Source organism: Mycobacterium barrassiae, from assembly GCF_025822765.1.
Classification (GTDB): domain Bacteria; phylum Actinomycetota; class Actinomycetes; order Mycobacteriales; family Mycobacteriaceae; genus Mycobacterium; species Mycobacterium barrassiae.
This window is the reverse complement of the sequence record NZ_JACKUK010000036.1, coordinates 40,419-66,675: the sequence shown is the minus strand read 5'-3', so window position 1 is coordinate 66,675 and position 26,257 is coordinate 40,419. Positions and strand designations below refer to the sequence as shown.

Below are 26,257 nucleotides of genomic sequence, written 5' to 3'. Positions count from 1 at the left end.
GGGTACGGTCGGGGGATGACTTCCTCTGATGCGACCGCGGTCCGCGCACTGCTCCGGGATTCCTTCACCAGGCTGATCGAACACGTGGAGGACCTGACCGACGGGTTGACGGACGAGGTCGCGTTCTTCCGGCCGACCGCCAACGCGAACAGCATCTCGTGGCTGATCTGGCACAGCGCACGCCAGCACGACATTCAGCTCGCCCACATCGCAGGCACCGAGCAGGTCTGGTTCACCGACGGCTGGGTCGACCGGTTCGGCCTCGACCTGCCGCGCGGCGCCATGGGGTACGGCGACGGGCCCGACGAGGTCGCCCGCGTGCGGGCCTCGGCGGACCTGCTCGCCGGTTACTACCACGCGGTGCACAAGGTGACGCTCGAGTACATCGCCTCGGTGACGCCCGAGGAACTGGACCGCGTCGTCGACGACAACTGGGATCCGCCGGTGACGGCCGGCGTGCGGTTGGTGAGCATCTTCGATGACAGCGCACAGCATCTGGGCCAGGCGGCCTATGTACGCGGCATCGCGTGAACCACAGTCGGTGGTGGCCGCCGGTCGGGGTTGCGGCGATGATCGTGCTCGGCCTGGCCGTCGGTAACGGCGCCACCCCGCTCGACGACTGGTTCCAGCAGTTCCGCCACACCCCCGTCAGGCTGCTCGCCTACCTGGCGAACCCGCTGACGCTGGCCGTCCTCGGGTGCATCGTGGTCGGCGTCGCCGGCTATCGGCGGTGGTGGCGGTTCGCGGCGGTCGCGATCGTGCTTCCGCCGGCCGCCTATCTGCTGGTGCAGCTGATCAAACCGTTCTTCGGACGCATCAAGGGCAGCGGTCTGGCATACCCCAGCGGGCACATCACGATGACGTCCGTCGTCCTGGGACTCCTGGTCGTCGTAGCGGGCGGCGCGCTGTGGAGTGTCCTCGCCGCCGCCGCCTACCTCGCGTTGGCCATGGTCGGGGTCGGGTCCACGTTCCACTACTTCACCGACACCGTCGGCGGGCTGTTGTTCGGATCGTCCATCGTGTTTGTCGCGGCGCTCGCCGCCCGCCGCGACTTGACACCTGTCAACCCCGGTGCGATCTAGATCACATCCGATGGCTAACATATGGCCATGACCGCAACACCGGATGTCGATCTGCCCGACGCCAGGACCGTTCACAACCCCGCGACCGGCGCCGTCGCCGGCACCGTGCGATGGACCGACCCCGCCGATATTCCGCGCATCGCTGCGGGACTGCGTACGGCGCAGGCGCAGTGGGAGGCCCGCGGCGCCGCCGGCCGTGCCAAGGTGCTGGCCCGTTTCGCGGTGTGGATGGGTGAGCACCGCGATGAGATCGAGGAGCTGTTGATCAAGGAGACCGGCAAGTCGGCGACTGACGCCGTGCAGGAAGTGCCGATGCTCATCATGATCGCGTCCTACTACATCAAGACGATGGAAAAAGCGCTGGCGCCCGAAACCCGGCCTGCCGCACTGCCGTTCATGGCGGTCAAGAAGGTCGAGGTGCACTTTCGGCCGCGCCCGGTAGTCGGCATCATCGCGCCGTGGAACTTCCCCGTCGCCAACGCGATGATGGATGCGCTCGGCGCGCTGGCCGCCGGCTGTGCGGTCCTGCTCAAGCCGTCCGAGCGCACACCCCTTACGGCTGAGTTGCTGCTGCGTGGTTGGCAGGACTCCGGGGGGCCTGAGGTGCTGGCCCTGGCGCAGGGGGCGCGTGAGGTCTCCGAAGCCATCATCGACAACTCCGACTTCATCCATTTCACCGGCTCCAGCAGAACCGGCGCCAAGGTGATGGAGCGGGCCGCGCGCCGGCTTACGCCGGTCAGCCTCGAGCTCGGCGGCAAGGACCCGATGATCGTGCTGGAGGATGCCGACGTCGAACTCGCCGCGCAGGCCGCGGTGTGGGGCGGCATGTTCAATGCGGGCCAGATGTGCGTCTCGGTGGAACGCGTCTACGTGCTCGAGCCGATCTACGACCAGTTCGTCGCCGCGGTGGTCGCTGCCATCGAGAAGCTCAAGGTCGGCGCAGGCGAGGGCAACCACTTCGGATCCATGATCGACCAGACCCAGGTCGAGGTGACCGACCGGCACGTGCGCGAGGCGTTGGACGCAGGAGCGCGCGCGCTGACCGGGGGCAAGCGCACCGAGGGCAACTTCTACCCCCCGACGGTGCTCGTCGACGTCGACCACTCGATGAGCTGCATGACCGAGGAGACCTTCGGGCCGACGCTGCCGATCATGAAGGTGTCGTCGGTCGCCGAAGCGGTCCGGCTGGCCAACGACAGCCCGTACGGGCTGAGCGCGTCGGTGTTCTCCGGCGATGTCAAACGCGCCAAAGACGTTGCGCTGCAGCTGGATGCCGGCGCGGTCAACATCAACGACGTGGTGGCGAACCTGATGTGCATCACGGCGCCGATGGGTGGCTGGAAGGAGTCGGGCATCGGGGCACGCTTCGGCGGCGCCGACGGCATGCGCAAGTACTGCAGGCAGGAGACTGTGGTCACGCCGCGTACCAAGGTCGGCGCCGGCGGCAACTACTACAACAACTCGCTGAAGGCGCTGAAGCGGACGACCAACATGATGACGAAGCTGGCGCTGACGCGCCCGCGGCGGGTCGCCAAGTAGTCCACCTCCCGTCCACCGGTTCACGATGCACGCGTGAACGCCGTCCCCCGTGCGTTGAGTAAGTTCGTCTGAGGGGGACGAGCCGCAGCGGCGGCGACACCCGGTCTGGATGAGGAGGACGTGTGCGGTTCGTCGCGACCCTGTTCCTGTGGCTCGTCACGACCGTCCTGCTCGCGGTCGCGGTTCCGACGATGTGGGCGCAACGGAACGTGGTGAGCGAGGACGGTTACGCCGCGCTGGCGGCCGCGGCGGCACACGATCCGAAACTGCAGCGGGCCATGGCCACGGAGTTGACGACACAGATCATCACCTTCGCCGCAGACAACGGCTACGGCACGCTCAACCGCGACCTGGTGTCCGGCGTGGTCACCTCCTACACCCGAAATGACGGATTCCCCGGCCAGTTCGCGCAGGCCAATCGAATCGCCCATCGCTGGATGTTCACCAACGCGGTTCAGCCCGAGGGCGGCTCGGGTGACCGCTGGCTGGTCGACATCGCGCCGATGCTCAACGATTCCTCGATCAAACAGACCCTCGGTGATCTCGACCTGGATGTTCCGCAGACGCTGACTGTGCCGCTCACGGTGCCCGAGTCCTCGTCGTTGCGGCCCGGTCAGCTGCGGGCGGCGTCCACGTGGGGTCCATGGGTGAGCGTGGGGTCGACGATATTGGCGGGGGTGTCGGCGCTGCTCGTGCTGGCATCGGCTCGCTCACGTGGTAGAGCCCTTGCGGCGCTGGGTGTTTCGGCACTGCTCGTGGGCGCCGCGGGGTGGGCGGCGCTGGAGGTGTCACGCCGATATGTCAACGACGCACTGAACCAGACGGTGGGTGACATTCGATCCGTCGCCGAGGTCATGGTCGCCCAGGCTGAGGCGAGCATGCACCAGTGGCTGAACCTCACGCTCGCCGCGGGCGGTGTGCTGGTGGTGTTCGGCGTCGCGGTGTCGTTGCTCGGCGGTCTGCGTCGGCGGGAGTAGGCCCAGGTACCGTTCTGCCATGCCGTTCGTCTCGGACATCGTGGGCCCGCAGCAGCCCGTCCAGACGCCTGTGGTGTTGGCCGTCGGCGCGCTCCGTCGCACCAGCACCATCGACACCCATCCGGCCGAAACGGGCGAGTCCGATGTCGACCTGCGGGCGCGTGATGTGGTGGCAGGACCGGAGGGCGTCGACGTCCTCGACGAGATCCGGGTGCGCGCGCACCTGTCCCAGCGCGTGATCGACGAGATCGGGTCCACTCCAAGCGACGAGCGCCTGGCCGCGCTGCGCGGGTGCAGGGTCGGCCCGGGGTTCCGGTCGTCGGTGAACACCAAGTTGCCGGGGGAAGCGCAGCGCGCCAGCCTGCTGCACCTGTTGCTCGACGACTGGGTCGGCGCGGCGCTGGTATCCGGTTACTCGACGCAGCACGCGGCGATCATCACGGGCGTCGAGGAGAAGTTGCCTCCCGGAACCGTCGACCGGATGGCGGGTATCTGCGCCGGGTTCGCGCCGGAGGCTTCCCTCGTCGGGTACGCGCGTCGCATCGGCATCATCCCGTCGGTGCACGGGCCGACGGCACCACCTCTCGACGGGCTGCATCCGGTCGAACCGCTGCGCGCGCACGGGATGCGGCGGTACCGGCGGCTCGATCTGCATCCGGTCGACGCGTCGTCGTCGGCGGTGGGTTTCGACGCGCATTTCCGCGATTCACACGTCGACGGCGACGGGGCCGAGACGATCGTGCACGAATACACCGTCGAGGGCGCGGTGGACACGTCGACGCGCACGATCGCTTCGGTCACCGCGCACGTGCGGGTGCTGCCGTGGCAGGACTGTCCCGGCGCGATCGGCAGCGCCGCGCGCGTGCAGGGGGTGACGCTGTCGGAGCTGCGCGAGCGCATCCGTAGCGAGTTCGTCGGCACCAGCACGTGTACGCATCTCAACGACACGCTGCGTGCCATCGCCGATCTCGATGCGCTGCTGGATCTTCGGGCTAGGGTTCGATGATGTGGTTCGGGTCGGGTCGCCGCTCCGGCGGCGCCTGGCTGTAATCGCCCCACGGGCCGTCACGCTTTTCGATGGCCGCCCGAACCCCTTGGGACGCAGCAGTTTCGATGAATGTGAGCGCATCGGGAGTGTTGCGCATCAAGCCGTCGAGAATCGAACCCAGCGTTTGGGTGGATGCCAGGCCCATGTTCTCGTAGGTCTGGTTGACGATGAGCTTCTGAGCCTGCAGTTGCGACAACGGGATTCGGGCCAGCTTGTGCGCGATCTCCTTGACCCGCGCTTCGAGGTTCTCGAACGGTACCGACTCGTTGATGAGTTCGACTGCGGCGGCTTCCTTTCCGGTCAGTGGCTCCCCGGTCAGCGAGTGCCACTTCACCTTCGCCAGGCTGAGCCGGTAGATCCACATACCGGTGAGGTAGGCGCCCCACATGCGCGCGTACGGGGTGCCGATGACGGCGTCGTCGCTGGCGATGATGATGTCGGCGCACAACGCGTAGTCACTGGCGCCGCCCACGCACCAGCCGTGCACCTGCGCGATGACGGGTTTGGATGCCCGCCAGATCGCCATGAACTTCTGGTTGGGGCTCGTTTCTCGGGCCGTCGTCATCACGAAGTCCTTGCCCGGGTCCCAGCGACCGTCGGTGTTCATCGCTTCGCCCCAGTGCGTGAAGCCGCCGCCGAAGTCGTAGCCCCCGGAGAATGCGCGCCCCGCGCCGCGCAGCACGATCACCTTGATCTCGGGGTCGCGTTCGGCGAGGCCGATCGCCTTCTCGATCTCGTCGGGCATCGGCGGGACGATCGTGTTGAGGTGCTCGGGCCGGTTCAGCGTGATGGTCGCGATCGGGGCTTCGGTCTTGTAGAGCAGGGTTTCGAACGTCGGCATAGGAGCAGGCATAGGAGCAGTCGAGTCACTGACGATCGCCAAGTCAAGAACAGACCGCTTTGAATCAAGATTTAGGTGTGCCTACCCTTCTCGTCTGCGGCAATGCTATGTTTTGCCTTTCCTAACTTAAGAGGTGCAAATGAATCGTTATCTCGCCTGGTCGGTGCCGGTTGTTGCCGTGAGCCTCATCGTCGCCGGCTGCTCCAGTGACAAATCCAGCGGTAGCGAGGAGACATCCGCCGCCAGTGCGACGACTACGACGTCGAGCGCCGCGCCGGCCGCTCCCGATCCTCTGGCAGAGCAGGCGGCAGCCGAGTACAAGACGTACGCAGCCGGTCAGATCGACGAGCTCGTCGCCGCCGTCAAGGTGCTCACCGACGCGGTGCGGGCGAACAATCTGCAGGCCGCGCAGGACGCCTACGCGCCGTCGCGCGTCCCGTGGGAGCGGATCGAGCCGCTGGCCGGTCTGGTCGAGGAGATCGACGGCAAGGTGGACGCGCGGGTCGACGACTTCGCCGGCGTCGACGACGCGGAGTTCACGGGCTGGCACCGCCTGGAGTACCTGCTGTTCGACCAGAACACGACCGAGGGCGGCGCCCAGTTCGCCGACCAGTTGGACAAGGACATCGCGTCGCTGAAGGAGCAGTTCCCCTCGGTCGAGGTGAAGCCGGTCGACGTCGCAACCGGCGCCGCCGAGCTGATCGAAGAGGTCTCCGAGGGCAAGATCACCGGCGAGGAGGACCGTTACTCCAAGACCGACCTGTGGGACTTCGATGCCAACCTGCAGGGCTCGCAGGCCGCGATCGACAAGCTGAAACCCGCTCTGGAGAAGGCCGATCCGGAGCTGCTGGGCAAGATCGAGGCCGGGTTCGCAGACATCAACACCACGCTGGCGCCGTTGCGCCGCGGTGATGGCTGGGTGCTCTACTGCACCGAGAACGATCCGTACCCGTCGCCCCGGTGCACCGGTGTGACGGTCGACCCGGCGACCATCGACAAACTCAAGGCTCAACTGGCTGGACTGTCGGAGAACGTGTCCCAGGTCGCGGGGGTTTTGAAGCTGTCGTGACCGAGCAGCCGCGCCAGGGCATCTCGCGTCGAGGATTCGTCACGGGTGCCCTGAGCGCGGGTGCGGGAGCTGCCGTGGGTGCCGGCGCCACGCTGGCGTTGACGAACTCCGGCGCGCGACAGCCACCCGCACCCGCCGCCCAGGGGGCCTTCGTTCCGTTCGAAGGGGTGCACCAAACAGGCGTCACGGCCCTGCCGATTCCCGAGCAGGGCCTGGTGGCGACGTTCAACGTCCAGTCGAAGGATCGAGCCGGGCTGACGAGGGCGCTCCAGGAGCTCACCGAGGAGATCCGTGGGCTGATGGCCGGTAAGCCGCCGGAAACGCGCGATGCCGCCTACCCGCCGGTCGACTCCGGCATCCTCGGCGAGAAGCCGCCCGCGGACAACCTGTCGATCGTTGTGGGAGTCGGGGCATCGCTGTTCGACGACCGGTTCGGCATTGCCGATCGCAAGCCCAAGGAACTGGAAACGATGCCGTTCCTGGCCAACGATCGGCTGGATCCCAAGCTCTCGCATGGTGACATCTCGATCATCTTCGAGGCCGGACACAATGACACGGTTCAGTTCGCGCTACGTCAGGTGATGCGGCGCACGCGAAGCGATCTGGTGTTGCGCTGGATGATCGACGGTTATGCCCGCGGTATCGGCGCTGGGGTGGCGTCGGAAGCGGCGACTCCGCGAAACCTGTTGGGCTTCAAGGACGGCACGGCCAACCTCGACGTCGATGATCAGGGCCTGATGGATAGACATGTGTGGGTGGGGCCCGACGACGGCGAACCCGAATGGGCGGTCGGCGGGTCATATCAGGCGATCCGCATCATCCGGATGTTCGTCGAGTTCTGGGACCGCACCCGGCTCATCGAACAGGAGCACCTCATCGGGCGTTCCAAGGTCAGCGGCGCGCCGCTGGGGCTGACGGGTGAGTTCACCGATCCGGACTATCCCTCCGATCCCGACGGCAAGCGGATCCCGCTCGACGCCCACATCCGGCTGGCGAACCCGCGCACGCCCGAAACGGACGAAAACCGTATCCTGCGGCGTGGTTTCAACTACTCACGCGGCTTCGACGGTGCGGGCAGGCTCGATCAGGGGCTGGCGTTCGTCGCCTACCAGCGAAGCCTCGAGAAGGGCTTCCTCACCGTGCAGCGCCGGCTCAAGGGTGAGCCGCTCGAGGAGTACATCATGCCGGTCGGTGGCGGCTTCTTTTTCGTGCTGCCCGGCGTCACCGGTCCGGATCGATTCCTGGGCGATCTGCTGGTGAAGTGAGCATCTTCCACAGGTAGCCGTAGATCAGCGCCGACCTGAACGCCGTCTGGGCATTGTCGGCGGCGCCGGCGTGGCCGCCCTCGATGTTCTCGTAGTAGTGCACCGTGTGGCCGAGTTCCTCGAGTGCCGCAGCCATCTTCCTGGCGTGCCCCGGATGCACCCGGTCGTCGCGCGTCGACGTCGTGATCAGCACCGGCGGATAGCGTCGGTCCGCCGAGATGTTCTGGTACGGCGAGTATTTCGAGATGAACGCCCAATCGTCGGGATTATCCGGGTCGCCATACTCGGCCATCCACGATGCGCCCGCGAGCAACAGGTGAAAACGGCGCATGTCCAGCAGGGGCACGCTGCACACCAGCGCACCGAACAATTCCGGATACTGCGTCAGCATGACACCCATCAGCAGGCCACCGTTGCTGCCGCCCTGGGCGCCGAGCTGTTCGACGGTGGTGATACCCCGATCGACGAGATCCTTTGCCACCGCGGCGAAGTCCTCATACACCAGGTGTCTGTTCTCGCGTATCGCCTGGGTGTGCCACGTCGGCCCGTACTCGCCGCCGCCGCGGATGTTGGCCAGCACGTAGGTGCCACCACGGGCCAGCCACAGCCGGCCGAGCACGCCTGCGTATCCCGGCGTGTTGGCGACCTCGAATCCGCCGTAACCGCTGAGCAGCGTCGGTCCGGGGCCGGTCGCATCGCGGTGCCCCACAACGAAGTACGGGATCTTCGTGCCGTCGGCAGATGCGACGAAGTATTGGTTCACCTCGAGGTCGGACGCGTCGAAGAACTCGGGAGCGCTCTTGACGGGCACCACCTCGGTACCCGCACGGCCCCACAGCAGCTGCGACGGAACGGTGAAACCGCTTGAGTCGAGGAAGAACTCGTCGCCGTACTCGTCGATGTCCACGAGCACGGTATTGGTGTTCGGCGGGATGCCGGCAATGGGGGAGCGCTCCCAGGTCCCGGGGGTCACGAGCTCCACCTGGCTGGACACGTCCACCAGTGCGATGAGCACCAGGTGGTCGCGCGTCCACACGTAGTTGTCCAGGCTTGAATGGTCGTCCGGCTCGAAGACGACGATCAGTTCGCCGGTGCCAGAAAGGAATTCGTCGTAGCGGACGGCCAGCAGTGAACCCGGCCGGTAGGTGACTTCGCCGACGGTCCACTCGCTGCGCGGCCGGATCAGCAGCCACTCGCGATGCACCGACATCCCCGCGTCGGTGGGGATGGGGATCGGAATCAGGTCTTCGCCGCGGAGTTCGTAGCGGTCACGGTTGAAGAAATCGAATGACCGCGTGATGAAAAGGCGCTCGAAGCCGGGCGTCGGGTCGTAGCCGCCGCCAACGCTGACATCCGTCGACTCGCCCTCGAACAGGGTCACCGCGCTGTCCAGGGGTTGGCCGCGCCGCCAGCGTTTCACGATCCGCGGATAGCCGGAGTCGGTCATCGCGCCTGGGCCGAATTCGGTGCCCACCAGCACGGTGTCGCGATTCTGCCACGTGATATTCGACTTCGCTTCGGGCAGTTCGAAACCGTCGGTGACGAATTGCCGCTTCGCCATGTCGAATTCGCGGACCACGGTGGCGTCGGCGCCGCCGCGGGACAGCTCGATCAGCGCCAGCGAGTGATCCGGCTCCAGCACGTCGGCGCCGGCCCACACCCAGTTCTCGTCCTCGGCGTCGGCAAGCGCGTCGACGTCGAGCAGGACGTCCCAGTCGGGATCGTCGGTGCGGTAGCTCTCCAGTGTGGTGCGCCGCCACAGCCCGCGCGGATTGGCGGCATCGCGCCAGAAGTTGTACAGGTAGTCGCCGCGCCGCCGCACGTACGGGATCCGCGCTTCGGTGTCGAGGACCTCCAGCGCCTCGGTGCGCATCTCCTCGAACAGGGGCCCGCCGAACTCGGTGAGGGTCGGTGCGTTGTGCTTGCGGACCCAGCCCAGCGCGTCGTCGCCGGTGATGTCCTCGAGCCATAGGTACGGGTCCGTCATCCCGCCATTGTCTCGGTCCCGGTCGCGTCCGCTCTCCGCGCCCACCACCAGGGTCGATTTTTCGCCGGAATCCGCAGCATGTTGGGCCAATGTGAGTGATCATGAGCTCGTCACTGTCGTCTTCGCAGAGTGAGGTAGTCATGGCTGACCCCCAGGTTGTTGACACCAGCGAGAACCAGGAAGAAGAAGTACAGCAGGAAATCGACCTGCTGCCGTCCTGATGGCCGACGACTCATCGACCGCTCGTCACGTCGGTGAGATCGAAGAACTCGGCTACACCGTCGTCAAGGGTGTTCTGGACGACGCCGCGGTAGCCGACTTTTTGAGCGACACGCGCCGGCTCGAACGGGAACTGCCGACGGTGATCGCGAACTCGAACACCGTCGTCAAGGGGTTCCCGCGACCGGGACAGCGCCCGGTCACCGGGGCCGATCACGACTGGGTGCGGATCGACAATCTGCTCCTGCACGGCGCCAGATACGAGGCGCTGCCGGTGCACCCGCGGTTGTTGCCGGTCATCGAAGGTGTCCTCGGACGCGACTGCCTCCTGTCGTGGTTCATGACGAGCAATCAGCTGCCGGGCGCCGTGGAGCAGCGGCTGCACTGTGACGACGAGATGTACCCCATTCCGCGGCCGCACCAGCCGCTGCTGTGCAACGCGCTGGTTGCGCTGGGCGACTTCACCGACGAGAACGGGGCGACCAGGGTCGTTCCTGGAACGCATCGTGTGGAAGCCAAACCGTCTGAGCCGTATCCGGAGAGCACACCGGTGGAAATGGCGGCCGGCGATGCCTTGGTGTGGAACGGCAGCCTGTGGCATACGGCCGGGGCGAACCGCACGAACCAGCCGCGGCCGGCGCTCACCGTCAACTACTGCGCGGGGTTTTTGCGTCAGCAGATCAACCAGCAGTTGAGCATTCCGCGCGAGTTGGTGCGGCGGTTGGATCCGCGGCTACGGGAACTCATCGGGTACGGCCTGTTCGCGGGGAAGATGGGCCGGATCGACTGGCGGCCGCCCGCCGACTATCTGGGTACGGAGGAGCATCCGTTCCTGGAATCGGTACGCGATCGTCTGGAGCGGCCCGTCACGATTTGACGGCCGGTCGGTCGGGGAGTCGCCACGCGATGATCAGGGCGACGGCGGTGATGGCGGCTGCGACCGCGATCGTCGCCTGCGCTCCGGTCGAGAGTGCCGATGCGAGCACGCCCGGGTCGGCCGATGGCACAATTCGTGCGTGGGACGGCACGGCTGCCTCCATCGCGGAACGTCCGGCGACACCGCTGAACACCGCGGTCAGGACTCCCGCGCCGAGAGCGCCGGCCAGCAGTCGTAACGCACTCTGAATGCCGCCCGCTACCGCTGAGTCCTGTTCCGGTACTTCGTAGTACGACACATTCACGAGGCGCGCGTAGGCGACGCCCCAGGCCACGCCGTACGCGACCAGTACCGCCCCGACCGCTGCCAGCGGGATGGTGCGGGACACCAAAGCGAGCAGTCCGAGCAACAGAAGGGGTAGTGCTGCCAACGCGTACTTGGCGACCGTGCGGTCATCGAGACGGCGACCCAGCGCTGTGGATGCCGGCCCGCTGAGCACGGCGCCCACGCCGTAGCAGGCCAGCACGACGCCGACGCCCAGTTCGCCGATCCCGAGGACGAACCCCAGGACGAGCGGTAACGCGAGCTGGAATCCGGTGTCGCCCAAGGACATGAACGCCGAACTGAAGGTGGCCAACCGAAACGACCTGTACCGGAACAAGTGTGGTGGTGCGATGGTGTCCTGCCGCCGCCGGATGCGTGCACGCTGGACGGCGGCGAATGCCGCGACTGCGACGACGCCGACACCGAAAAGCGCGGCGGCCGTTCGCACTTGGTCATCGAATGCGCCGCCGAGGTCGACGGAGAGAGCGAGACTCGCCGCACCCGTCGCCAACAGGAGCGCACCGCCGGCGTCGATGTCGGTGATGCGAGTGCGCCGGCTTTCGGCGAGGGTGACTCTGATCCCGGCCGCGGCCAGCACACCGAGCAGAGCGGATCCCAAAAATGCCCAGCGCCAACTGATCGCGGTGTCCGCTATCGCGCCGCCGATCAGCGGCCCGACGACTGCCGCCATTCCGATGGCCGCTGCCCACCAGCCGAACGCACGCTCGCGCTGCGGACCGGCCACCGGAAACAGCGTGTTAAGCACGCCGAGACCAGTGGGCAGAGTCGCCGCCAATCCCAATCCGGCCAGTACGCGGCCCGCGAAGAACGACGGCAGATTCCACGCGATGCCGCTGACCGCGGAGCCGGCCATGAACAACCCGACGGCGATGAGCAGTACACGGCGTCGTCCGAGCACGTCGCCGAGCCTGCCGAACAGCACCATGAAGGCCGCCGCGGCGGCGAAGTAGGCGGTGAACGCCAGTCCGACATCGGCCACGGTCAACCCGAGATCACGTACCAGGGGTGGGATGACGGCGTCGGCGATGGTGAAATCGCTTATCGATAGCGTCACCGCCAACAGAACGAATCCGAAGCTCGTCGAGGGCCGCGAATTGTGTGCGCGACGTCCGACCGTCGGTGACGGATCCACGCCCCCATTCTGACGGGGCGCTGGCGCGTCGAAGTGATCGAGAGCACAATCGGCCGTGACGCCGCGTCTCAATGAGGAGGACACGATGACCGTTTTCGCTCGCCCCGGTGCCGCCGATGCCCTGATGTCCTTTGAGTCGAGATACGGCAATTTCATTGGGGGAGAATGGGTACCGCCGGTCTCAGGTGAGTACTTCGAGAACCCGACGCCGGTGACCGGCCAGCCCTTCTGCGAAATCCCGCGGTCGGGCGAGCCGGACATCGAGAAGGCGCTCGACGCCGCGCACGGCGCCGCCACCGCGTGGGGTAAGACGGCCGCCGCCGAACGCGCCAACATTCTCAACAAGATCGCGGACCGCATCGAGGCCAACCTCGAATCGCTGGCGCTGGCCGAGTCGTGGGACAACGGCAAGCCGATCCGCGAGACCCTCAATGCCGACCTGCCGCTGGCCGTCGACCACTTCCGGTATTTCGCGGGGGCCATTCGTGCGCAGGAGGGCTCGCTGAGCCAGATCGACGACGACACCGTCGCCTACCACTTCCACGAACCGCTCGGCGTCGTCGGGCAGATCATCCCGTGGAACTTCCCGATCCTGATGGCGACGTGGAAGCTGGCACCGGCGCTGGCCGCCGGAAACGCCGTCGTCCTGAAGCCGGCCGAGCAGACCCCGGCCTCGATCCTGTACCTGATGTCGTTGATCGGCGACCTGCTGCCTGCGGGCGTGCTGAACGTGGTCAACGGGTTCGGGTTCGAGGCGGGCAAGCCGCTGGCGTCGAGCAACCGGATCGCCAAGATCGCATTCACCGGTGAGACCACCACCGGTCGGCTGATCATGCAGTACGCGTCGCAGAACCTGATCCCTGTCACGCTCGAACTGGGCGGCAAGAGCCCGAACATCTTCTTCTCCGACGTGATGGCGGCCGGTGACGACTTCCAGGACAAGGCGCTGGAGGGGTTCACGATGTTCGCGCTGAACCAGGGCGAGGTGTGCACGTGCCCGTCGCGCAGCCTGATCCAGGCCGACATCTACGACGAGTTCCTCGAGCTGGCCGCGATCCGCACCAAGGCGGTGCGCCAGGGCGACCCGCTGGACACCGAGACGATGATCGGTTCGCAGGCATCCAACGACCAGCTCGAAAAGGTGTTGTCCTACATCGAGATCGGCAAAGATGAAGGGGCGAGGGTTCTTGCGGGCGGTGAGCGCGCAGAGCTGGGCGGCGACCTCAACGGCGGCTACTACGTGCAGCCGACGATCTTCGAGGGCAACAACAAGATGCGCATCTTCCAGGAGGAGATCTTCGGACCCGTCGTCGCCGTGACGTCGTTCAAGGACTACGACGATGCGATCAGCATCGCCAACGACACCCTCTACGGGCTGGGCGCTGGCGTGTGGTCGCGGGACGGCAACGTCGCCTACCGCGCCGGCCGCGACATCAAGGCGGGCCGGGTGTGGACCAACTGCTACCACGCCTATCCCGCGCATGCGGCGTTCGGTGGCTACAAGCAGTCGGGCATCGGCCGCGAGACCCACAAGATGATGCTGGACCACTACCAGCAGACGAAGAACCTGCTGGTGTCGTATTCGAACAAGGCGCAGGGCTTCTTCTGACGTGTCACCCTCCAGCGCTCGGCAGGAAGAGGCGGCCCCGCCGCGCGCCCTGATCACCCGGGCGGCGGCCGACCTGCTGGAGAAACTGCAGGAACGGCACGGTGCGCTGATGTTCCACCAGTCCGGCGGATGCTGCGACGGGTCGTCGCCGATGTGCTATCCCGACGGCGAATTCCTCGTGGGCGACCGCGACATCCTGCTTGCCGTCCTCGACGTCGGGGACGGGGTGCCGGTGTGGATCTCGGGGCCGCAGTTCGAGGCGTGGAAGCACACACAACTGGTGATCGACGTGGTGCCGGGCAGGGGCGGCGGTTTCAGCGTCGAAGCCCCCGAGGGCCTGCGCTTCCTGTCGCGCGGGCGCGCCTTCAACACCGCCGAGAACCAGCTGCTCAGCGGGGAGCCACCCGTGACAGGTGCCGACTTCGCACGCGGTGAACGCCCGCGCACGACCGGCACCCACGTCGTCGCCGACGCTGTCGACGCCTGCCGTGCCACGCCGGGCGGTTAACGGGTTGACGGGCGGTGCCGCAGTATCGTCGAAAGGGTGATCCCGCTGCCGCGCCCGCGGTTGCTGACCAGTGCACTACTGATCGGCACGGCGGTCGGGCTGCTCCTCGGAATCGGATTGACGCTGGTGGTCAGCGCCAAGATTCGGCCTGACGTGGCGATCGCGCTTGTGGTCGGCGTGCCCGGTGCGATCGGGATGTTGACCATCCTTTTCTCGCGCGCACGCTGGGTGACCGCGGTCGGCGCTTTCGTCCTGGCCATCGCCCCCGGCTGGTTCGGCGTGCTGGTGGCGATTCAATCGGTGAACGGTGCCTGACATGGACCACCTGCTCGAAGACACCCAGGAATTCACTCCGACGTGGGACACCGGTGAACTCGCCGCCATCGACGCGCCGTCGGGGCCCCAGCCGGTCCCGGCCCCTCCGGTCGTCGTGCCTGGCGAATACCAGTTCCTCAAACGGTGGAAGTTCGTCCTCGTCGTGACGTGCGTCTGGGCCCTCGCGGCCGCGGCGGGATGGGGGCTCTACCACTGGTGGTACCACTCGATCGACAAGACCGCGCCGGTGTTCGTGGTGCTGGTGTTCCTGATCCTGTGCACCGTCGCGGGCCTGCTCATCGCCATGGTTCCGAACCGGCCGGTGGCCTCCGCACTGGCCATCGCGTTCACCTCTGCGCCCTTCGCGGCAACCGCCGGCGCCGCCGTGCTGCACGGTCTCTACTTCTGCGAATGGGCCAGCCGCTGTTTCGTGGGGCTCATTCCTTACTAGGGTGGGGGCGTGACCCACTATGACGTCGTCGTTCTCGGAGCAGGCCCTGGCGGATACGTTGCGGCCATCCGCGCCGCCCAGCTCGGACTGAACACCGCAATCGTCGAACCCAAGTACTGGGGAGGGGTGTGCCTCAACGTCGGCTGCATCCCGTCCAAGTCGCTGCTGCGCAACGCCGAGCTCGCCCACATCCTCACCAAAGAGGCCAAGACCTTCGGCATCAGCGGTGAGCCGACGATGGACTACGGGGTGGCGTTCGACCGCAGCCGCAAGGTCGCCGAGGGCCGTGTCGCCGGCGTCCACTTCCTGATGAAGAAGAACAAGATCACCGAGATTCACGGCTACGGAAAGTTCAAGGACGCCAACACACTCGAGGTCGATCTCAACGAGGGCGGCACCGAGACGGTCACCTTCGACAACTGCATCGTCGCCACCGGCAGCAGCACACGGTTGGTGCCCGGCACGTCGCTGTCGGAGAACGTCGTCACCTACGAGAAGCAGATCCTCTCCCGCGAGCTGCCGGGGTCGATCATCATCGCCGGCGCGGGCGCCATCGGCATGGAGTTCGGTTACGTGCTGCGCAACTTCGGCGTCGACGTCACGATCGTCGAGTTCCTGCCGCGCGCACTGCCCAACGAGGACGCCGAGGTGTCCAAGGAGATCGAGAAGCAGTTCAAGAAGCTCGGCGTCAAGATCCTCACCGGCACCAAGGTGGAGTCCATCAGGGACGAGGGGGCCGACGGTTCCGTTTATGTCACCGTCAGCAAGGACGGCAAATCCGAGGAACTCAAGGCGGACAAGGTTCTTCAGGCCATCGGTTTCGCACCCAACGTCGAGGGCTACGGACTCGAGGCGGCCGGCGTGAAACTCACCGACCGCAAGGCGATCGGTATCGACGACTACATGCGCACCAACGTGCCCCACATCTACGCGATCGGCGATGTCACGGCGCTGCTGCAGCTGGCCCACGTAGCCGAGGCTCAGGGTATCGTCGCCGCCGAAACCATCGCGGGCGCAGAGACTTTGGCGCTCGGCGACTATCGGATGATGCCGCGCGCCACATTCTGCCAGCCGCAGGTGGCCAGCTTCGGGCTGACCGAGGAGCAGGCCCGCGACGAGGGTTATGACGTCAAGGTCGCCAAGTTCCCGCTCACCGCGAATGCGAAGGCGCACGGGCTCGGCGATCCGAGCGGATTCGTCAAGCTGATCGCCGACGCGAAATACGGCGAGCTGCTCGGCGGGCACCTGATCGGACATGACGTCTCCGAACTGTTGCCCGAGCTGACCCTGGCGCAGAAGTGGGACCTGACCGTCAACGAACTGGCCCGCAACGTGCACACCCACCCGACGCTGTCGGAGGCGCTGCAGGAGTGCTTCCACGGCTTGGCCGGCCACATGATCAACTTTTGAGAGCCGCGATCTGGGTCGCCGCGATCGGCGGATTGGTGCTCGGTCACATCCTGTGGCTGGGCGGGATCACGGCTGCCACGTCGACGGCGACGATCAGCTCCTGGGTGTTGGTGGTCGCCGCGACATCGTTTGTCGTGGGAGCCGTCGTCGGCGCGCTCGGCTGGCGCGCCTATAAGCGCAAGTCCGACGTCTGGGCCGCGTTCCTACTGGCGTTGCCGGTGTCGCCGGTGCTGCTGTCGCTGGTGGTCCTCGGAGTCACGTACCTATAGTCAGTCGATGAACTGGCGGCGGCGACTGCTGCTGGCCAACGGCTCATATTGGCGCATGGGGGGTTCGCGTGACCGCATCCGCCAGCGTTGAGCTGATCTACGAGCGGTTCGCGCGCTATCGGTTCCCGGCGAATATCTCAGTGTGTGAGCAATGCGGACCCGAATGGACGTCCGAATCCATCCGGGCCACACCACTGAGGTCGGTGTCGCAGCCGCAACTGATTGCCGTCCACGTCATGTCACTCGACGACGATTCGCTGCGGCATTTCTTCCCGCGGCTCATCGAGGTGATGCTGCAGACCGATGCGCCGGTATTCGACTTCCGGCTGGCCGACCTGAAAGCGCGGTTGCCGCAATGGGAGCCCGACGAGCGGCAGACGGTTGTGAACCTGGCCGAGGCCGTGTGGTCCGAGCTGCTGGGCTCCTATCCGTGCGACCTGGGCTACTTCAGCGACGCGCCGTCGGCGGTCGACTTCCTGGACTGGTGTGGACTCGATCTAAGGGCGCATCTGGATTTCCTGACGACGGTCGAGATGCCCTCTGCGGCATGATATCTCGCTGATCTTGTCGGCGCGGTGTTCACGATGCGGGAGCCGTTCGAATCCGCTTCCAAGGCAACGGTGCTCGACTGGGTGGCGAGTCCCGCGGTCGGCGAGCGCCTTCAAGCCGGCTTCTTCGCCGCCGATTCCGACGGGGTTGCCGCGCACCTGTCGAATGCCCACGAACTGTGGACGCTCTGCGGGCTTAGTCGGGAAAATCCAGCGGCACCTTGAGCGTGGTGATCGTCGCCGCAAGCCCGTCGTACTGCGCGGCCAGCAGGCAGAACTCGATGAGCTGTGGCTTGGTGAGGTGCCTGGCCAACACCGCCCACGTCTCGGGGGATACGCCACGGGTGACGACGAACTCGTCGGTGGCGGTGATCAGTGCGCGTTGGCGCTCGGTCAGGCCCTCGGCGTCGGGACCCTCGAAGATCTTGGACTGGATGTCGGGGCCGAGGCCGCGACTACGGGCCAGGCGACGATGCTGCTGCAGTTCGTATTCGCAGTTGCGGAGGTGACCGACGCGCAGGATCACGACCTCGGCGTCCTTCACGGGCAGCTTGGACAGCGCTCCCAGCAACATGAGGCTGTAGGGCAGCCAAGCCAAGAACAGAAGCCGATGTTGGCCAAGCACATTGACGAGGCTGAACCGCGGCGCCCGGATCCCCCTGGCGCCGATCTTTGCAATGACCCAATTCAGGGGTCCGAGTTCCTTGAATCCGCCGGGCGCGATGCGTGCCGGCTCAATTGAGCTCACCGAATCGAGTCTAGGTCTGCTTGACCAGATAGGGCGACACCGTGCTGCGATGCTCGTCGAGGTCCAGCGCCCGGCCCAGCGCGGGGAAGGCTCGCTGCGGACAGTTGTCGCGTTCGCAGACGCGACAGCCAGCGCCGATCGGCGTCGAATTGTGCCCGGACAGATCGAGACCTTCCGAGTAGACCAGCCGGTGGGCATGGCGGAGCTCGCATCCGAGGCCGATCGCGAACGTCTTGCCCGGCTGGCCGTACCGGTGCGCGCGTCGCTCGACCGTGCGGGCCACCCACATGTAGTTGCGCCCGTCGGGCATCTGCGCGACTTGCACCGTAATCTTGCCGGGGCTCGCGAACGTCTCGTAAACATTCCACAGGGGACACGTTCCCCCGCTGGACGAGAAGTGAAAGCCGGTGGCGGACTGCCGCTTTGACATGTTCCCCGCGCGATCGACCCGTACGAACGACAGTGGCACCCCCCGCATCGAGGGACGCTGCAGCGTGGACAGGCGGTGCGCGATCGTCTCGAAGGAGACCGAGTAGAACGCCGAAAGGCGCTCGACGTCGTACCGGAAGTTCTCCGCGGTTTCGTGAAATTGCCCGTAGGGCAACACCGTTGCGGCGGCGAAGTAGTTGGCCAGCCCGAGCCGGGCGAGCACGGTGGACTCGTCGCTGGTGAAGTTGCCCTCGTCCACCAGCCTGTCGATCAGATCGCCGAACTCCAGGTAGGCCAGCTCGGCGGCCATCTTGAACACCGTCTGCCCCGAGGACAGGTGGTCGCTGATCTCCAGCGTCTTGGAGTTCGGGTCGTAGCGATGTAATACGTTGCCGCCCAGGTCTGCTCGTCGCCGGATGTGTACGCCGTGCACCCTGGTCAACCGGTCGGCGAGCTCGCGGGTGAGTTCGGCGCGGTGCATCCGCATCCGGATGGTGAGGTCCTCGGCGGCGGTATCGAGTTCGTGCAGGTAGTTCTGCCGCTGGTAGAAGTAGTCGCGGACTTCCTCATGCGGCATGGTGATCGCGCCAGACCCGCTGCTGTCGGCGTATCTGTCCTCGGTCGCGGCCGCCAGCTGTGCGGCGGTCAACCGGTACCGGCGGTGCAGATTGACCATCGCGCGGGCGAGCGCCGGATGCGAGCTGACCATATCGGCGATCTCGGCCAGGTCGACGTCGATGGCCACGTCGCGATCCAGGGTCACCTCGCGCAACTCGGCGACCAGCCGGGTGTCGTCCTCGGAGGCGAAGAACGTCGCGTCCACCCCGAACACCTCGGTGATGCGCTGCAGCACCGACACGGTGAGCGGTCGGACGTCGTGCTCGATCTGGTTCAGATAGCTCGGCGAGATCTCGAGCATCTGCGCAAGTGCGGCCTGGCTGAAGCCGCGTTCGTTGCGAAGTTGCCGAACGCGCGATCCGACGTACGTTTTCGCCACGTCAGCCAGCCTAACAACCCTGCGAACGGGGCCTTCGCATTCTTGGCAGAACCTTGGCTGTGGCAGGATCGTGCGACATGGAAAGCAGCACGGGTCTGGCGAAGGTGATGATGCCTGTTCCCGATCCGCACCCCGACGTCTTCGATGTCGAGTGGCCGCTGCGGGTCGCCGACGTCGATCGGGCGGGCAGGCTCAAGTTCGATGCGGCCACCAGGCACATCCAGGACGTCGGATCCGATCAACTGCGTGAGATGGGCTACGAGGAGACCCATCCGCTCTGGATTGTCCGGCGCACGATGGTCGACCTGATCAGGCCCATCGAGTTCAAGGACATGCTTCGGTTGCGGCGCTGGTGCTCGGGCACCTCCAACCGGTGGTGCGAGATGCGGGTCCGCGTCGACGGGCGCAAGGGCGGCCTGATGGAGTCCGAGGCGTTCTGGATCAACATCAATCAGGAGACGCAGGGGCCCGCGCGCATCTCCGACGACTTCCTCGAAGGACTGCGTCGCACCACCGATATCGATCGGCTGCGGTGGAAGCCCTATCTGAAGCCCGGCAGCCGCGAGGATGCGGATGCGATTCGCGATTATCCGGTTCGCGTCAGCGACATCGACATCTTCGACCACATGAACAACTCGGTGTACTGGTCGGTGGTCGAGGACTATCTGTTCAGCGCACCCGAACTGCTCGAGGCGCCGCTGCGGGTCACGATCGAGCACGATGCGCCGGTCGGACTCGGGGACAAGCTGGAAATCATCACCCATGTGCACCCGCCGGGTTCGACGGACAAATTCGGTCCCGAATTGGTGGATCGCACTGTTACAACGCTCACATATGCCGTCGGCGACGAGACCAAAGCCGTCGCATCGATCTTCGCGCTCTGACTCCGTCCGTTTTAACAGTACGACCGTACTGACGTGCGCAAACGTGCTACTGGCGAGTAGCAACTGAACCGGTTCAGGTAATAGCTGCCTTCGCAAAGTTCGCAACATGCGGTGAAGGCTTGGCGAAAATTGGCAATCACAGCGACTGGACCTGCGCATATGTCGTAGTGCATCCTCGAATAAGCGCAACGTGAAAGTTGTTTGAGGATTAGCAAGCCGGCCACCGCCAGCTATGCACAGCGATGTGAACTCGAAGGAGCACCAATGTCCACCGTCGGAACGCCGAAGTCACCCGAGCAGATCCAGCACGACTGGGACACCAACCCGCGGTGGAAGGGTGTCGAGCGCACCTACACCCCGACCGACGTGGTGGCCCTCCAGGGTTCCGTGGTCGAGGAGCACACGCTGGCCCGTCGCGGCGCCGAGGTGCTGTGGAACCAGCTGCACGACCTGGAGTTCGTCAACGCGCTGGGCGCCCTGACCGGCAACATGGCCGTTCAGCAGGTGCGCGCGGGCCTGAAGGCCATCTACCTGTCCGGTTGGCAGGTCGCCGGTGACGCGAACCTGTCCGGCCACACCTACCCCGACCAGAGCCTGTATCCGGCCAACTCGGTGCCGCAGGTGGTCCGCCGCATCAACAACGCCCTGCTGCGCGCCGACGAGATCGCCAAGGTCGAGGGCGACACCTCCGTCGAGAACTGGCTCGCCCCGATCGTGGCCGACGGTGAGGCCGGCTTCGGTGGCGCACTGAACGTCTATGAGCTGCAGAAGGCAATGATCGCCGCAGGCGTCGCGGGGTCGCACTGGGAAGATCAGCTGGCTTCGGAGAAGAAGTGCGGCCACCTCGGTGGCAAGGTGCTCATCCCGACCCAGCAGCACATCCGCACGCTCACCTCGGCCCGGTTGGCCGCCGACGTCGCCGACGTGCCGACGGTCGTCATCGCCCGTACCGATGCCGAGGCCGCGACGCTCATCACCTCCGATGTCGACGAGCGCGACCGTCCGTTCATCACCGGTGAGCGCACCGCCGAGGGCTTCTACCGGGTGAAGAACGGCCTGGAGCCGTGCATCGCGCGCGCCAAGGCCTACGCGCCGTACTCCGATCTGATCTGGATGGAGACCGGCACCCCGGACCTCGAGCTCGCCAAGAAGTTCGCCGAGGGCGTCAAGAGCGAGTTCCCCGACCAGATGCTCGCCTACAACTGCTCGCCGTCGTTCAACTGGAAGAAGCACCTGGACGACGCGACGATCGCGAAGTTCCAGAAGGAGCTCGGCGCGATGGGCTTCAAGTTCCAGTTCATCACGCTGGCCGGCTTCCACGCGCTGAACTACTCGATGTTCGATCTGGCCTACGGCTACGCCCGCAACCAGATGAGCGCCTACGTCGAGCTGCAGGAGCGCGAATTCGACGCCGAGGAGCGGGGTTACACCGCGACGAAGCACCAGCGCGAGGTCGGCGCCGGCTACTTCGACCGGATCGCCACCACCGTCGACCCGACCAGCTCGACCACTGCGCTGGCGGGGTCGACCGAAGAGGGTCAGTTCCACTGAGCTTGCGAAGTGGAACCGGCCAGCCGGAGTCACTAGACCAGGCTTAGTAGGCTCACGAGGCCCAACGGCTTGTCATCAGGCCCCGTCCTTATATTGGGCGGGGCCTGATGCTTTGAGGAGAAGGTGAATTGAGTATCGAACGGGTAGGTGTCGTCGGGGCCGGGCAGATGGGCTCGGGGATCATCGAGGTGTCGGCAAAGGCCGGCGCGAATGTCGTCGTGTACGAACCGACCGACGCGTTGCTCGACGCGGGTCGCAAGCGCATCACAGGGTCGTTGGAGCGCGCCGCGAGCAAGGGCAAGCTGTCCGAAGCCGATCGCGACGCTGCGCTGGCGCGGCTGTCGTTCACGACGAACCTCGCCGACCTTTCAGATCGTCAGCTCGTGATCGAGGCCGTCGTCGAGGACGGGGCCGTCAAGGGCAAGATCTTCGCCCAGCTCGACGAGATCATCACCGATCCCGACGCGGTGCTGGCATCGAACACGTCGAGCATCCCGATCATGAAAATCGCTGCGGCGACTAAGAATCCGTCGCGGGTGCTCGGGCTGCACTTCTTCAACCCGGTGCCGGTGCTGCCGCTGGTCGAACTCGTCAACACGCTCGTCACGTCCGATGCGGCGATTGCGCGCGTCGAACAGTTCGCGAGTGAAGTCTTGGGCAAGAAGGTGGTGCGCTGCGGTGACCGCTCGGGTTTCATCGTGAACGCGCTGCTGGTGCCGTATCTGTTGTCGGCGATCCGGATGGCGGAGGCAGGGGTGGCTTCGGTCGAGGACATCGACACTGCGATCGTGGCGGGGCTGTCGCATCCGATGGGCCCGCTGCGACTGTCCGACCTGATCGGCCTCGACACCATGAAGCTGATCGCCGACTCGATGTACGAGGAGTACAAGGACCCGAATTACGCTCCGCCACCGCTGTTGTTGCGCATGGTCGAGGCCGGGCGGCTGGGTAAGAAGTCGGGCCAGGGCTTCTATACGTACTGAGCGCCGTCGGGTGTAACCAGGTGGCGGGATTTCGGCCGATTTCGCGCCATCACGTTACATTCGGCGGTTCCCGCCCGATGAAGGTTAGGCCTCTGCTAGCCGCTTCTTCTCCGCTTCGACATCGAAATCGGCGGGCGGCCAAGACAAGTCGAGTCCCTTGAGGGCCTCGATCAACAGTTCCGTGATGGCCAATCGCGAGTACCACTTGCGATCACACGGAATCACATGCCACGGCGCGTAATCCGTCGACGTCTTGTCCAGCAGCGCTTGGTATGCCTCCTGGTACAGCGGCCACTTCAGCCGTTCGTCGATGTCTCCCGGGTTGTACTTCCAGTACTTGTCGGGACGCTCGAGCCGCTCTGCCAAGCGCTCCTTCTGCTCGTCGAGCGAAACGAACATCGCCGCCTTGATCAGGGTCATACCGCTGTCGACGAGTTCCTTCTCGAACGCGTTGATCTCGTCGTAGCGCGCGCCCCACACATCCGGTGGCACCAGGTTGTGCACTCGCACGATCAGCACATCCTCGTAATGGCTGCGGTCGAAGACGCCGATCTGACCTGCACCCGGCAGCGCCTTGCGGATGCGCCACAGGAAGTCGTGCGAGAGCTCCTCCTCGGTCGGCCTACCGAAGCTGGTGTACCGAATACCCTGTGGATTACCAGCTCCGACAACGTGTTTGACGATTCCACCTTTGCCCGCGGTATCCATACCCTGCAGCACCAGCAGTATCGACCTGTGGTCGCCGGAACGACTGTTGGCGTACAGCATCTCCTGCAGGTCGGCGAATCGCTGGTTGCGTTCGGCCTGCAACGCCGGCGCGTCAGCCTTGTTGCCCTTGAATCCCGGCGTGGCGCTGGTGTCGATGTCGGCGACCTTGTCGCCGTGGCGGAACTCGAGATGGATATGCGGCTCGTGCGTCCACAGCGACGGGAGATCGGACTCGCTCATGCAGTCAGTCAAGCTTTTTCGGCGGGAGCACCGGTGACGGATGGGGCATTTGGCGGAACTTCTCCAGCGAGCCGCCGACCTCGACGATGCCGCACAGCGCGCTCCAGGACAGCATCGTCAGATAGTCGATGAGCTCGTCGGAGGTGATGCGGGGGTTCGACATCCACGAGTGCGTCGCCAACTGCACACCGCCGACGGTGTGGAACGCCCACGCCGACGCGCCGCCGGTATCCATCCCCGCCTCGGCCATCCGGCGGCGCAGCATCACGCCGAGCATGCGGGCGATGATCTGCTCGGAGTCCGCGACGGCCTTGTTCTTACTTGCCGAGTTGTTGGCCATGACGAACATGTACGGCTCCGGCTCGGAGGCCACGGTTTCGACGTACACCCGGATGATCTCCCGGGTCAGGTCATAACCGTCGAGGTTCGACGACAGCGCGGCGGCCATGTTCGGGATCAGAGTGGTCTGCGCGAACCGCATCATCACCGCGGTCGTCAGATCGTTCTTGTCGACGAAGTAGCGATAGAGCACCGTCTTGGACACACCGATCTCTGCGGCGATCTCGTCCATGCTGACGTTGCTGCCGCGGCGTCGAATCGCCTCCAGGGTGCCGTCCACCAGTTCATTGCGCCGCTCCACCTTGTGCTGGTGCCAGCGCCGCTTGCGGCCATCGGTCTTGACCGCGACGGACGAGGTTTGTTGTGCCACGATCGCCGTAATCCATTCCCTAGTTCCCCTCGATAGTACGGGCGATCTTGGCTCTGAGCGTTGTCGGCTCGGCCCGCCACTCCGGACGTAGCGGATGATGGAGGGGTGGCACACAGACCGAATGTCGGCGCACGGGCGATGACGCAGTTGCCGACCGCGCCGAAGCGGAGCTTCGCCGAGTCCCTCGCAGGGGCCGACAGCGCCGCGGATGCCGAGCGCCGACACGGCCTGCGCCGGATGAAGCTCGTCGCGCTGTCGTTCCTGCTCGGCGCCACGGTGATCTTCCTGGTCTGCACCTGGGCCCAGTCCACCGGCACGGCGGCGGGGTGGGTCGGTTATGTCCGTGCCGCAGCCGAAGCGGGCATGATCGGCGCGCTGGCGGACTGGTTCGCGGTCACGGCGTTGTTCAAGCACCCGTTGGGGATCCCGATCCCACACACCGCGATCATCAAGCGCAAGAAGGACCAACTCGGCGAGGGCCTGGGCACGTTCGTCCGGGAGAACTTCATGTCGGCGGAGGTCGTCGAGACCAAACTGCGCGACGCGCAGGTCGCGGGGCGGCTGGGCAAGTGGCTGTCCGAACCGTCGCACGCCGAGCGAGTCGCGGCCGAAACATCAACGGTGTTAAGGGTTCTGGTCGAGATGCTGCGCGACGAGGACGTGCAGCACGTGCTGGATCGGATGATCGTCAAGCGCATTGCCGAACCGAAATGGGGACCGCCGATCGGGCGGGTGCTCGCCTCGTTGCTCGCCGAAGGGCGTCAGGAGGCGCTGCTGCAACTGCTCGCCGACCGGGCCTTCCAGTGGTCGCTCAACGCCGGCGACATCATCGAGCGGGTCGTCGAGCGCGATTCGCCCACGTGGTCGCCCCGCTGGGTCGATCACCTCGTCGGAGACCGCATCCACCGCGAGCTGATGGACTTCACCGACAAGGTGCGGCGCAATCCCGAGCACGAACTCCGTCGCTCGGCCACCCGGTTCCTGTTCGAGTTCGCCGACGACCTGCAGCACGACGACGCCACCATCGCGCGCGCCGAGAACGTCAAGGAACAGATCATGGCCCGCGACGAGGTCGCCAAGGCCGCCGAGACGGCGTGGGCCACCGCCAAGCGGATATTCCTCGAGTCGGTCGACGATCCGTCGTCGGCGCTGAGGACGCGGATCGCCGACTCCGTCGTGCATATCGGCGAGTCGCTGCGCGACGACGCCGACCTGCGCGACAAAGTCGACAACTGGATCATTCGGGCGGCCCAACACCTGGTCACCGAATATGGGGCGGAGATCACAGCGATCATCACCGAGACGATCGAGCGGTGGGACGCCGACGAGGCCAGTCGCCGCATCGAATTGCACGTCGGCCGTGACCTGCAATTCATCCGTATCAACGGCACCGTGGTGGGTTCGCTGGCGGGCCTGGCCATCTATTCGATAGCCCAGCTACTCTTCTGACCTGCGCTAACTAGTGCTTGCAAAAGTTAGCACCCCGTCGTACGGTAGGGCTTGTCGCTAACCGGTTA

27 protein-coding genes are annotated in these 26,257 nt (G+C 65.7%); 20 read left to right on the top strand and 7 right to left on the bottom strand.

Translation table 11 applies throughout. From position 1 onward, the window contains the following. Positions 1 to 15: 15 nt before the first annotated feature. The 5 genes from H7J93_RS24340 to H7J93_RS24320 all read left to right on the top strand — a co-directional run bounded on the left by H7J93_RS24340 (position 16) and on the right by H7J93_RS24320 (position 4,604). The gene (locus H7J93_RS24340) at positions 16 to 531 is read left to right on the top strand and encodes a mycothiol transferase (RefSeq protein ID WP_267308855.1); all 516 of its coding nucleotides are present in this window, start codon (positions 16 to 18) and stop codon (positions 529 to 531) included. After that, positions 528 to 1,082 (top strand): phosphatase PAP2 family protein, encoded by a 555-nt coding sequence (locus H7J93_RS24335; protein ID WP_267308854.1) that lies wholly within the window; start codon positions 528 to 530, stop codon positions 1,080 to 1,082. Before H7J93_RS24340 ends, H7J93_RS24335 begins: the two co-directional genes overlap by 4 nt. Positions 1,083 to 1,109: 27 nt before the next feature. Continuing rightward, the gene (locus H7J93_RS24330; protein WP_267308853.1) at positions 1,110 to 2,621 is read left to right on the top strand and encodes an aldehyde dehydrogenase family protein; all 1,512 of its coding nucleotides are present in this window, start codon (positions 1,110 to 1,112) and stop codon (positions 2,619 to 2,621) included. A gap of 122 nt (positions 2,622 to 2,743) precedes the next feature. Beyond that, on the top strand, positions 2,744 to 3,598 hold the full coding sequence (locus H7J93_RS24325) for a hypothetical protein (RefSeq protein WP_267308852.1): 855 nt from the start codon (positions 2,744 to 2,746) through the stop codon (positions 3,596 to 3,598). A 19-nt stretch (positions 3,599 to 3,617) separates the two neighbouring features. Beyond that, positions 3,618 to 4,604, top strand: a complete 987-nt coding sequence (locus tag H7J93_RS24320; protein ID WP_267308851.1) for a DUF2889 domain-containing protein — start codon at positions 3,618 to 3,620, stop codon at positions 4,602 to 4,604. On the opposite strand, the gene H7J93_RS24315 is transcribed toward H7J93_RS24320, so the two are convergent. Next, on the bottom strand, positions 4,591 to 5,499 hold the full coding sequence (locus tag H7J93_RS24315; RefSeq protein ID WP_267308850.1) for a crotonase/enoyl-CoA hydratase family protein: 909 nt from the start codon (positions 5,497 to 5,499) through the stop codon (positions 4,591 to 4,593). The genes H7J93_RS24320 and H7J93_RS24315 overlap by 14 nt on opposite strands. Before the next feature lie 127 nt (positions 5,500 to 5,626). On the opposite strand from H7J93_RS24315, the gene H7J93_RS24310 reads away from it, so the two are divergent. Then, positions 5,627 to 6,556: an EfeM/EfeO family lipoprotein gene (locus H7J93_RS24310; RefSeq protein ID WP_267308849.1), complete on the top strand. Its 930-nt coding sequence runs from the start codon at positions 5,627 to 5,629 to the stop codon at positions 6,554 to 6,556. Beyond that, complete coding sequence (locus tag H7J93_RS24305; RefSeq protein ID WP_267308848.1) at positions 6,553 to 7,821, top strand: Dyp-type peroxidase; 1,269 nt, start codon at positions 6,553 to 6,555, stop codon at positions 7,819 to 7,821. The genes H7J93_RS24310 and H7J93_RS24305 overlap by 4 nt, the downstream gene beginning before the upstream one ends. On the opposite strand, the gene H7J93_RS24300 is transcribed toward H7J93_RS24305, so the two are convergent. Then, entirely contained in the window at positions 7,778 to 9,808 is a 2,031-nt protein-coding gene (locus H7J93_RS24300) for a prolyl oligopeptidase family serine peptidase (protein WP_267308847.1), read from the bottom strand. The two genes, H7J93_RS24305 and H7J93_RS24300, sit on opposite strands and share 44 nt — an antisense overlap. A gap of 220 nt (positions 9,809 to 10,028) precedes the next feature. On the opposite strand from H7J93_RS24300, the gene H7J93_RS24295 reads away from it, so the two are divergent. Then, the gene (locus H7J93_RS24295; protein WP_267308846.1) at positions 10,029 to 10,904 is read left to right on the top strand and encodes a phytanoyl-CoA dioxygenase family protein; all 876 of its coding nucleotides are present in this window, start codon (positions 10,029 to 10,031) and stop codon (positions 10,902 to 10,904) included. Here the strand turns inward: H7J93_RS24295 and H7J93_RS24290 are convergent. After that, positions 10,894 to 12,381, bottom strand: coding sequence for an MFS transporter (locus H7J93_RS24290; protein WP_267308845.1), 1,488 nt, complete (start codon positions 12,379 to 12,381; stop codon positions 10,894 to 10,896). The two genes, H7J93_RS24295 and H7J93_RS24290, sit on opposite strands and share 11 nt — an antisense overlap. Before the next feature lie 85 nt (positions 12,382 to 12,466). Between H7J93_RS24290 and adh the strand changes: the two genes are divergently transcribed. The 8 genes from adh (at position 12,467) to H7J93_RS24250 (ending at position 17,716) form a co-directional block, all read left to right on the top strand. After that, positions 12,467 to 13,990 carry an aldehyde dehydrogenase gene (gene adh / locus H7J93_RS24285; RefSeq protein WP_267308844.1) on the top strand — a complete coding sequence of 508 codons (1,524 nt, stop codon included), beginning with the start codon at positions 12,467 to 12,469 and terminating at the stop codon, positions 13,988 to 13,990. A gap of 1 nt (position 13,991) precedes the next feature. Beyond that, positions 13,992 to 14,498 carry a DUF779 domain-containing protein gene (locus tag H7J93_RS24280; RefSeq protein ID WP_267308843.1) on the top strand — a complete coding sequence of 169 codons (507 nt, stop codon included), beginning with the start codon at positions 13,992 to 13,994 and terminating at the stop codon, positions 14,496 to 14,498. 36 nt (positions 14,499 to 14,534) lie between these two features. After that, positions 14,535 to 14,813, top strand: a complete 279-nt coding sequence (locus H7J93_RS24275; protein WP_267308842.1) for a putative holin — start codon at positions 14,535 to 14,537, stop codon at positions 14,811 to 14,813. A 1-nt stretch (position 14,814) separates the two neighbouring features. Beyond that, on the top strand, positions 14,815 to 15,264 hold the full coding sequence (locus H7J93_RS24270; protein ID WP_267308841.1) for a hypothetical protein: 450 nt from the start codon (positions 14,815 to 14,817) through the stop codon (positions 15,262 to 15,264). A 9-nt stretch (positions 15,265 to 15,273) separates the two neighbouring features. Next, complete coding sequence (lpdA, locus tag H7J93_RS24265; protein ID WP_267308840.1) at positions 15,274 to 16,674, top strand: dihydrolipoyl dehydrogenase; 1,401 nt, start codon at positions 15,274 to 15,276, stop codon at positions 16,672 to 16,674. Further along, positions 16,671 to 16,943: a hypothetical protein gene (locus H7J93_RS24260; RefSeq protein ID WP_267308839.1), complete on the top strand. Its 273-nt coding sequence runs from the start codon at positions 16,671 to 16,673 to the stop codon at positions 16,941 to 16,943. The genes lpdA and H7J93_RS24260 overlap by 4 nt, the downstream gene beginning before the upstream one ends. Positions 16,944 to 17,011: 68 nt before the next feature. After that, positions 17,012 to 17,494, top strand: coding sequence for a hypothetical protein (locus H7J93_RS24255; protein WP_267308838.1), 483 nt, complete (start codon positions 17,012 to 17,014; stop codon positions 17,492 to 17,494). 33 nt (positions 17,495 to 17,527) lie between these two features. Then, positions 17,528 to 17,716 (top strand): hypothetical protein, encoded by a 189-nt coding sequence (locus tag H7J93_RS24250; protein WP_267308837.1) that lies wholly within the window; start codon positions 17,528 to 17,530, stop codon positions 17,714 to 17,716. On the opposite strand, the gene H7J93_RS24245 is transcribed toward H7J93_RS24250, so the two are convergent. Together H7J93_RS24245 and ramB are read right to left on the bottom strand one after the other, a co-directional pair. Continuing rightward, on the bottom strand, positions 17,688 to 18,239 hold the full coding sequence (locus H7J93_RS24245) for a carboxymuconolactone decarboxylase family protein (RefSeq protein WP_267308836.1): 552 nt from the start codon (positions 18,237 to 18,239) through the stop codon (positions 17,688 to 17,690). The two genes, H7J93_RS24250 and H7J93_RS24245, sit on opposite strands and share 29 nt — an antisense overlap. Before the next feature lie 10 nt (positions 18,240 to 18,249). Continuing rightward, complete coding sequence (gene ramB / locus H7J93_RS24240; protein ID WP_267308835.1) at positions 18,250 to 19,665, bottom strand: acetate metabolism transcriptional regulator RamB; 1,416 nt, start codon at positions 19,663 to 19,665, stop codon at positions 18,250 to 18,252. A 77-nt stretch (positions 19,666 to 19,742) separates the two neighbouring features. Here ramB and H7J93_RS24235 point away from each other — a divergent pair, with 77 nt between their 5' ends. From H7J93_RS24235 to H7J93_RS24225, 3 genes are all read left to right on the top strand, one after another. Further along, a complete protein-coding gene (locus H7J93_RS24235; protein WP_267308834.1) occupies positions 19,743 to 20,549 on the top strand; it encodes an acyl-[acyl-carrier-protein] thioesterase in 807 nt (268 codons plus the stop codon). Between the two features lie 264 nt (positions 20,550 to 20,813). Further along, positions 20,814 to 22,100: an isocitrate lyase gene (gene aceA, locus H7J93_RS24230; protein WP_267308833.1), complete on the top strand. Its 1,287-nt coding sequence runs from the start codon at positions 20,814 to 20,816 to the stop codon at positions 22,098 to 22,100. Positions 22,101 to 22,228: 128 nt separating this feature from the next. Beyond that, a complete protein-coding gene (locus H7J93_RS24225) occupies positions 22,229 to 23,083 on the top strand; it encodes a 3-hydroxybutyryl-CoA dehydrogenase (protein WP_267308832.1) in 855 nt (284 codons plus the stop codon). An 84-nt stretch (positions 23,084 to 23,167) separates the two neighbouring features. Here H7J93_RS24225 and H7J93_RS24220 read toward each other — a convergent pair whose 3' ends face one another. Both H7J93_RS24220 and H7J93_RS24215 read right to left on the bottom strand, forming a co-directional pair. After that, positions 23,168 to 24,031, bottom strand: coding sequence for a polyphosphate kinase 2 family protein (locus H7J93_RS24220; protein WP_267308831.1), 864 nt, complete (start codon positions 24,029 to 24,031; stop codon positions 23,168 to 23,170). 4 nt (positions 24,032 to 24,035) lie between these two features. Continuing rightward, a complete protein-coding gene (locus H7J93_RS24215; protein WP_267308830.1) occupies positions 24,036 to 24,740 on the bottom strand; it encodes a TetR/AcrR family transcriptional regulator in 705 nt (234 codons plus the stop codon). A 138-nt stretch (positions 24,741 to 24,878) separates the two neighbouring features. On the opposite strand from H7J93_RS24215, the gene H7J93_RS24210 reads away from it, so the two are divergent. Next, positions 24,879 to 26,189, top strand: a complete 1,311-nt coding sequence (locus tag H7J93_RS24210) for a DUF445 domain-containing protein (protein WP_267308953.1) — start codon at positions 24,879 to 24,881, stop codon at positions 26,187 to 26,189. Positions 26,190 to 26,257 lie beyond the last annotated feature (68 nt).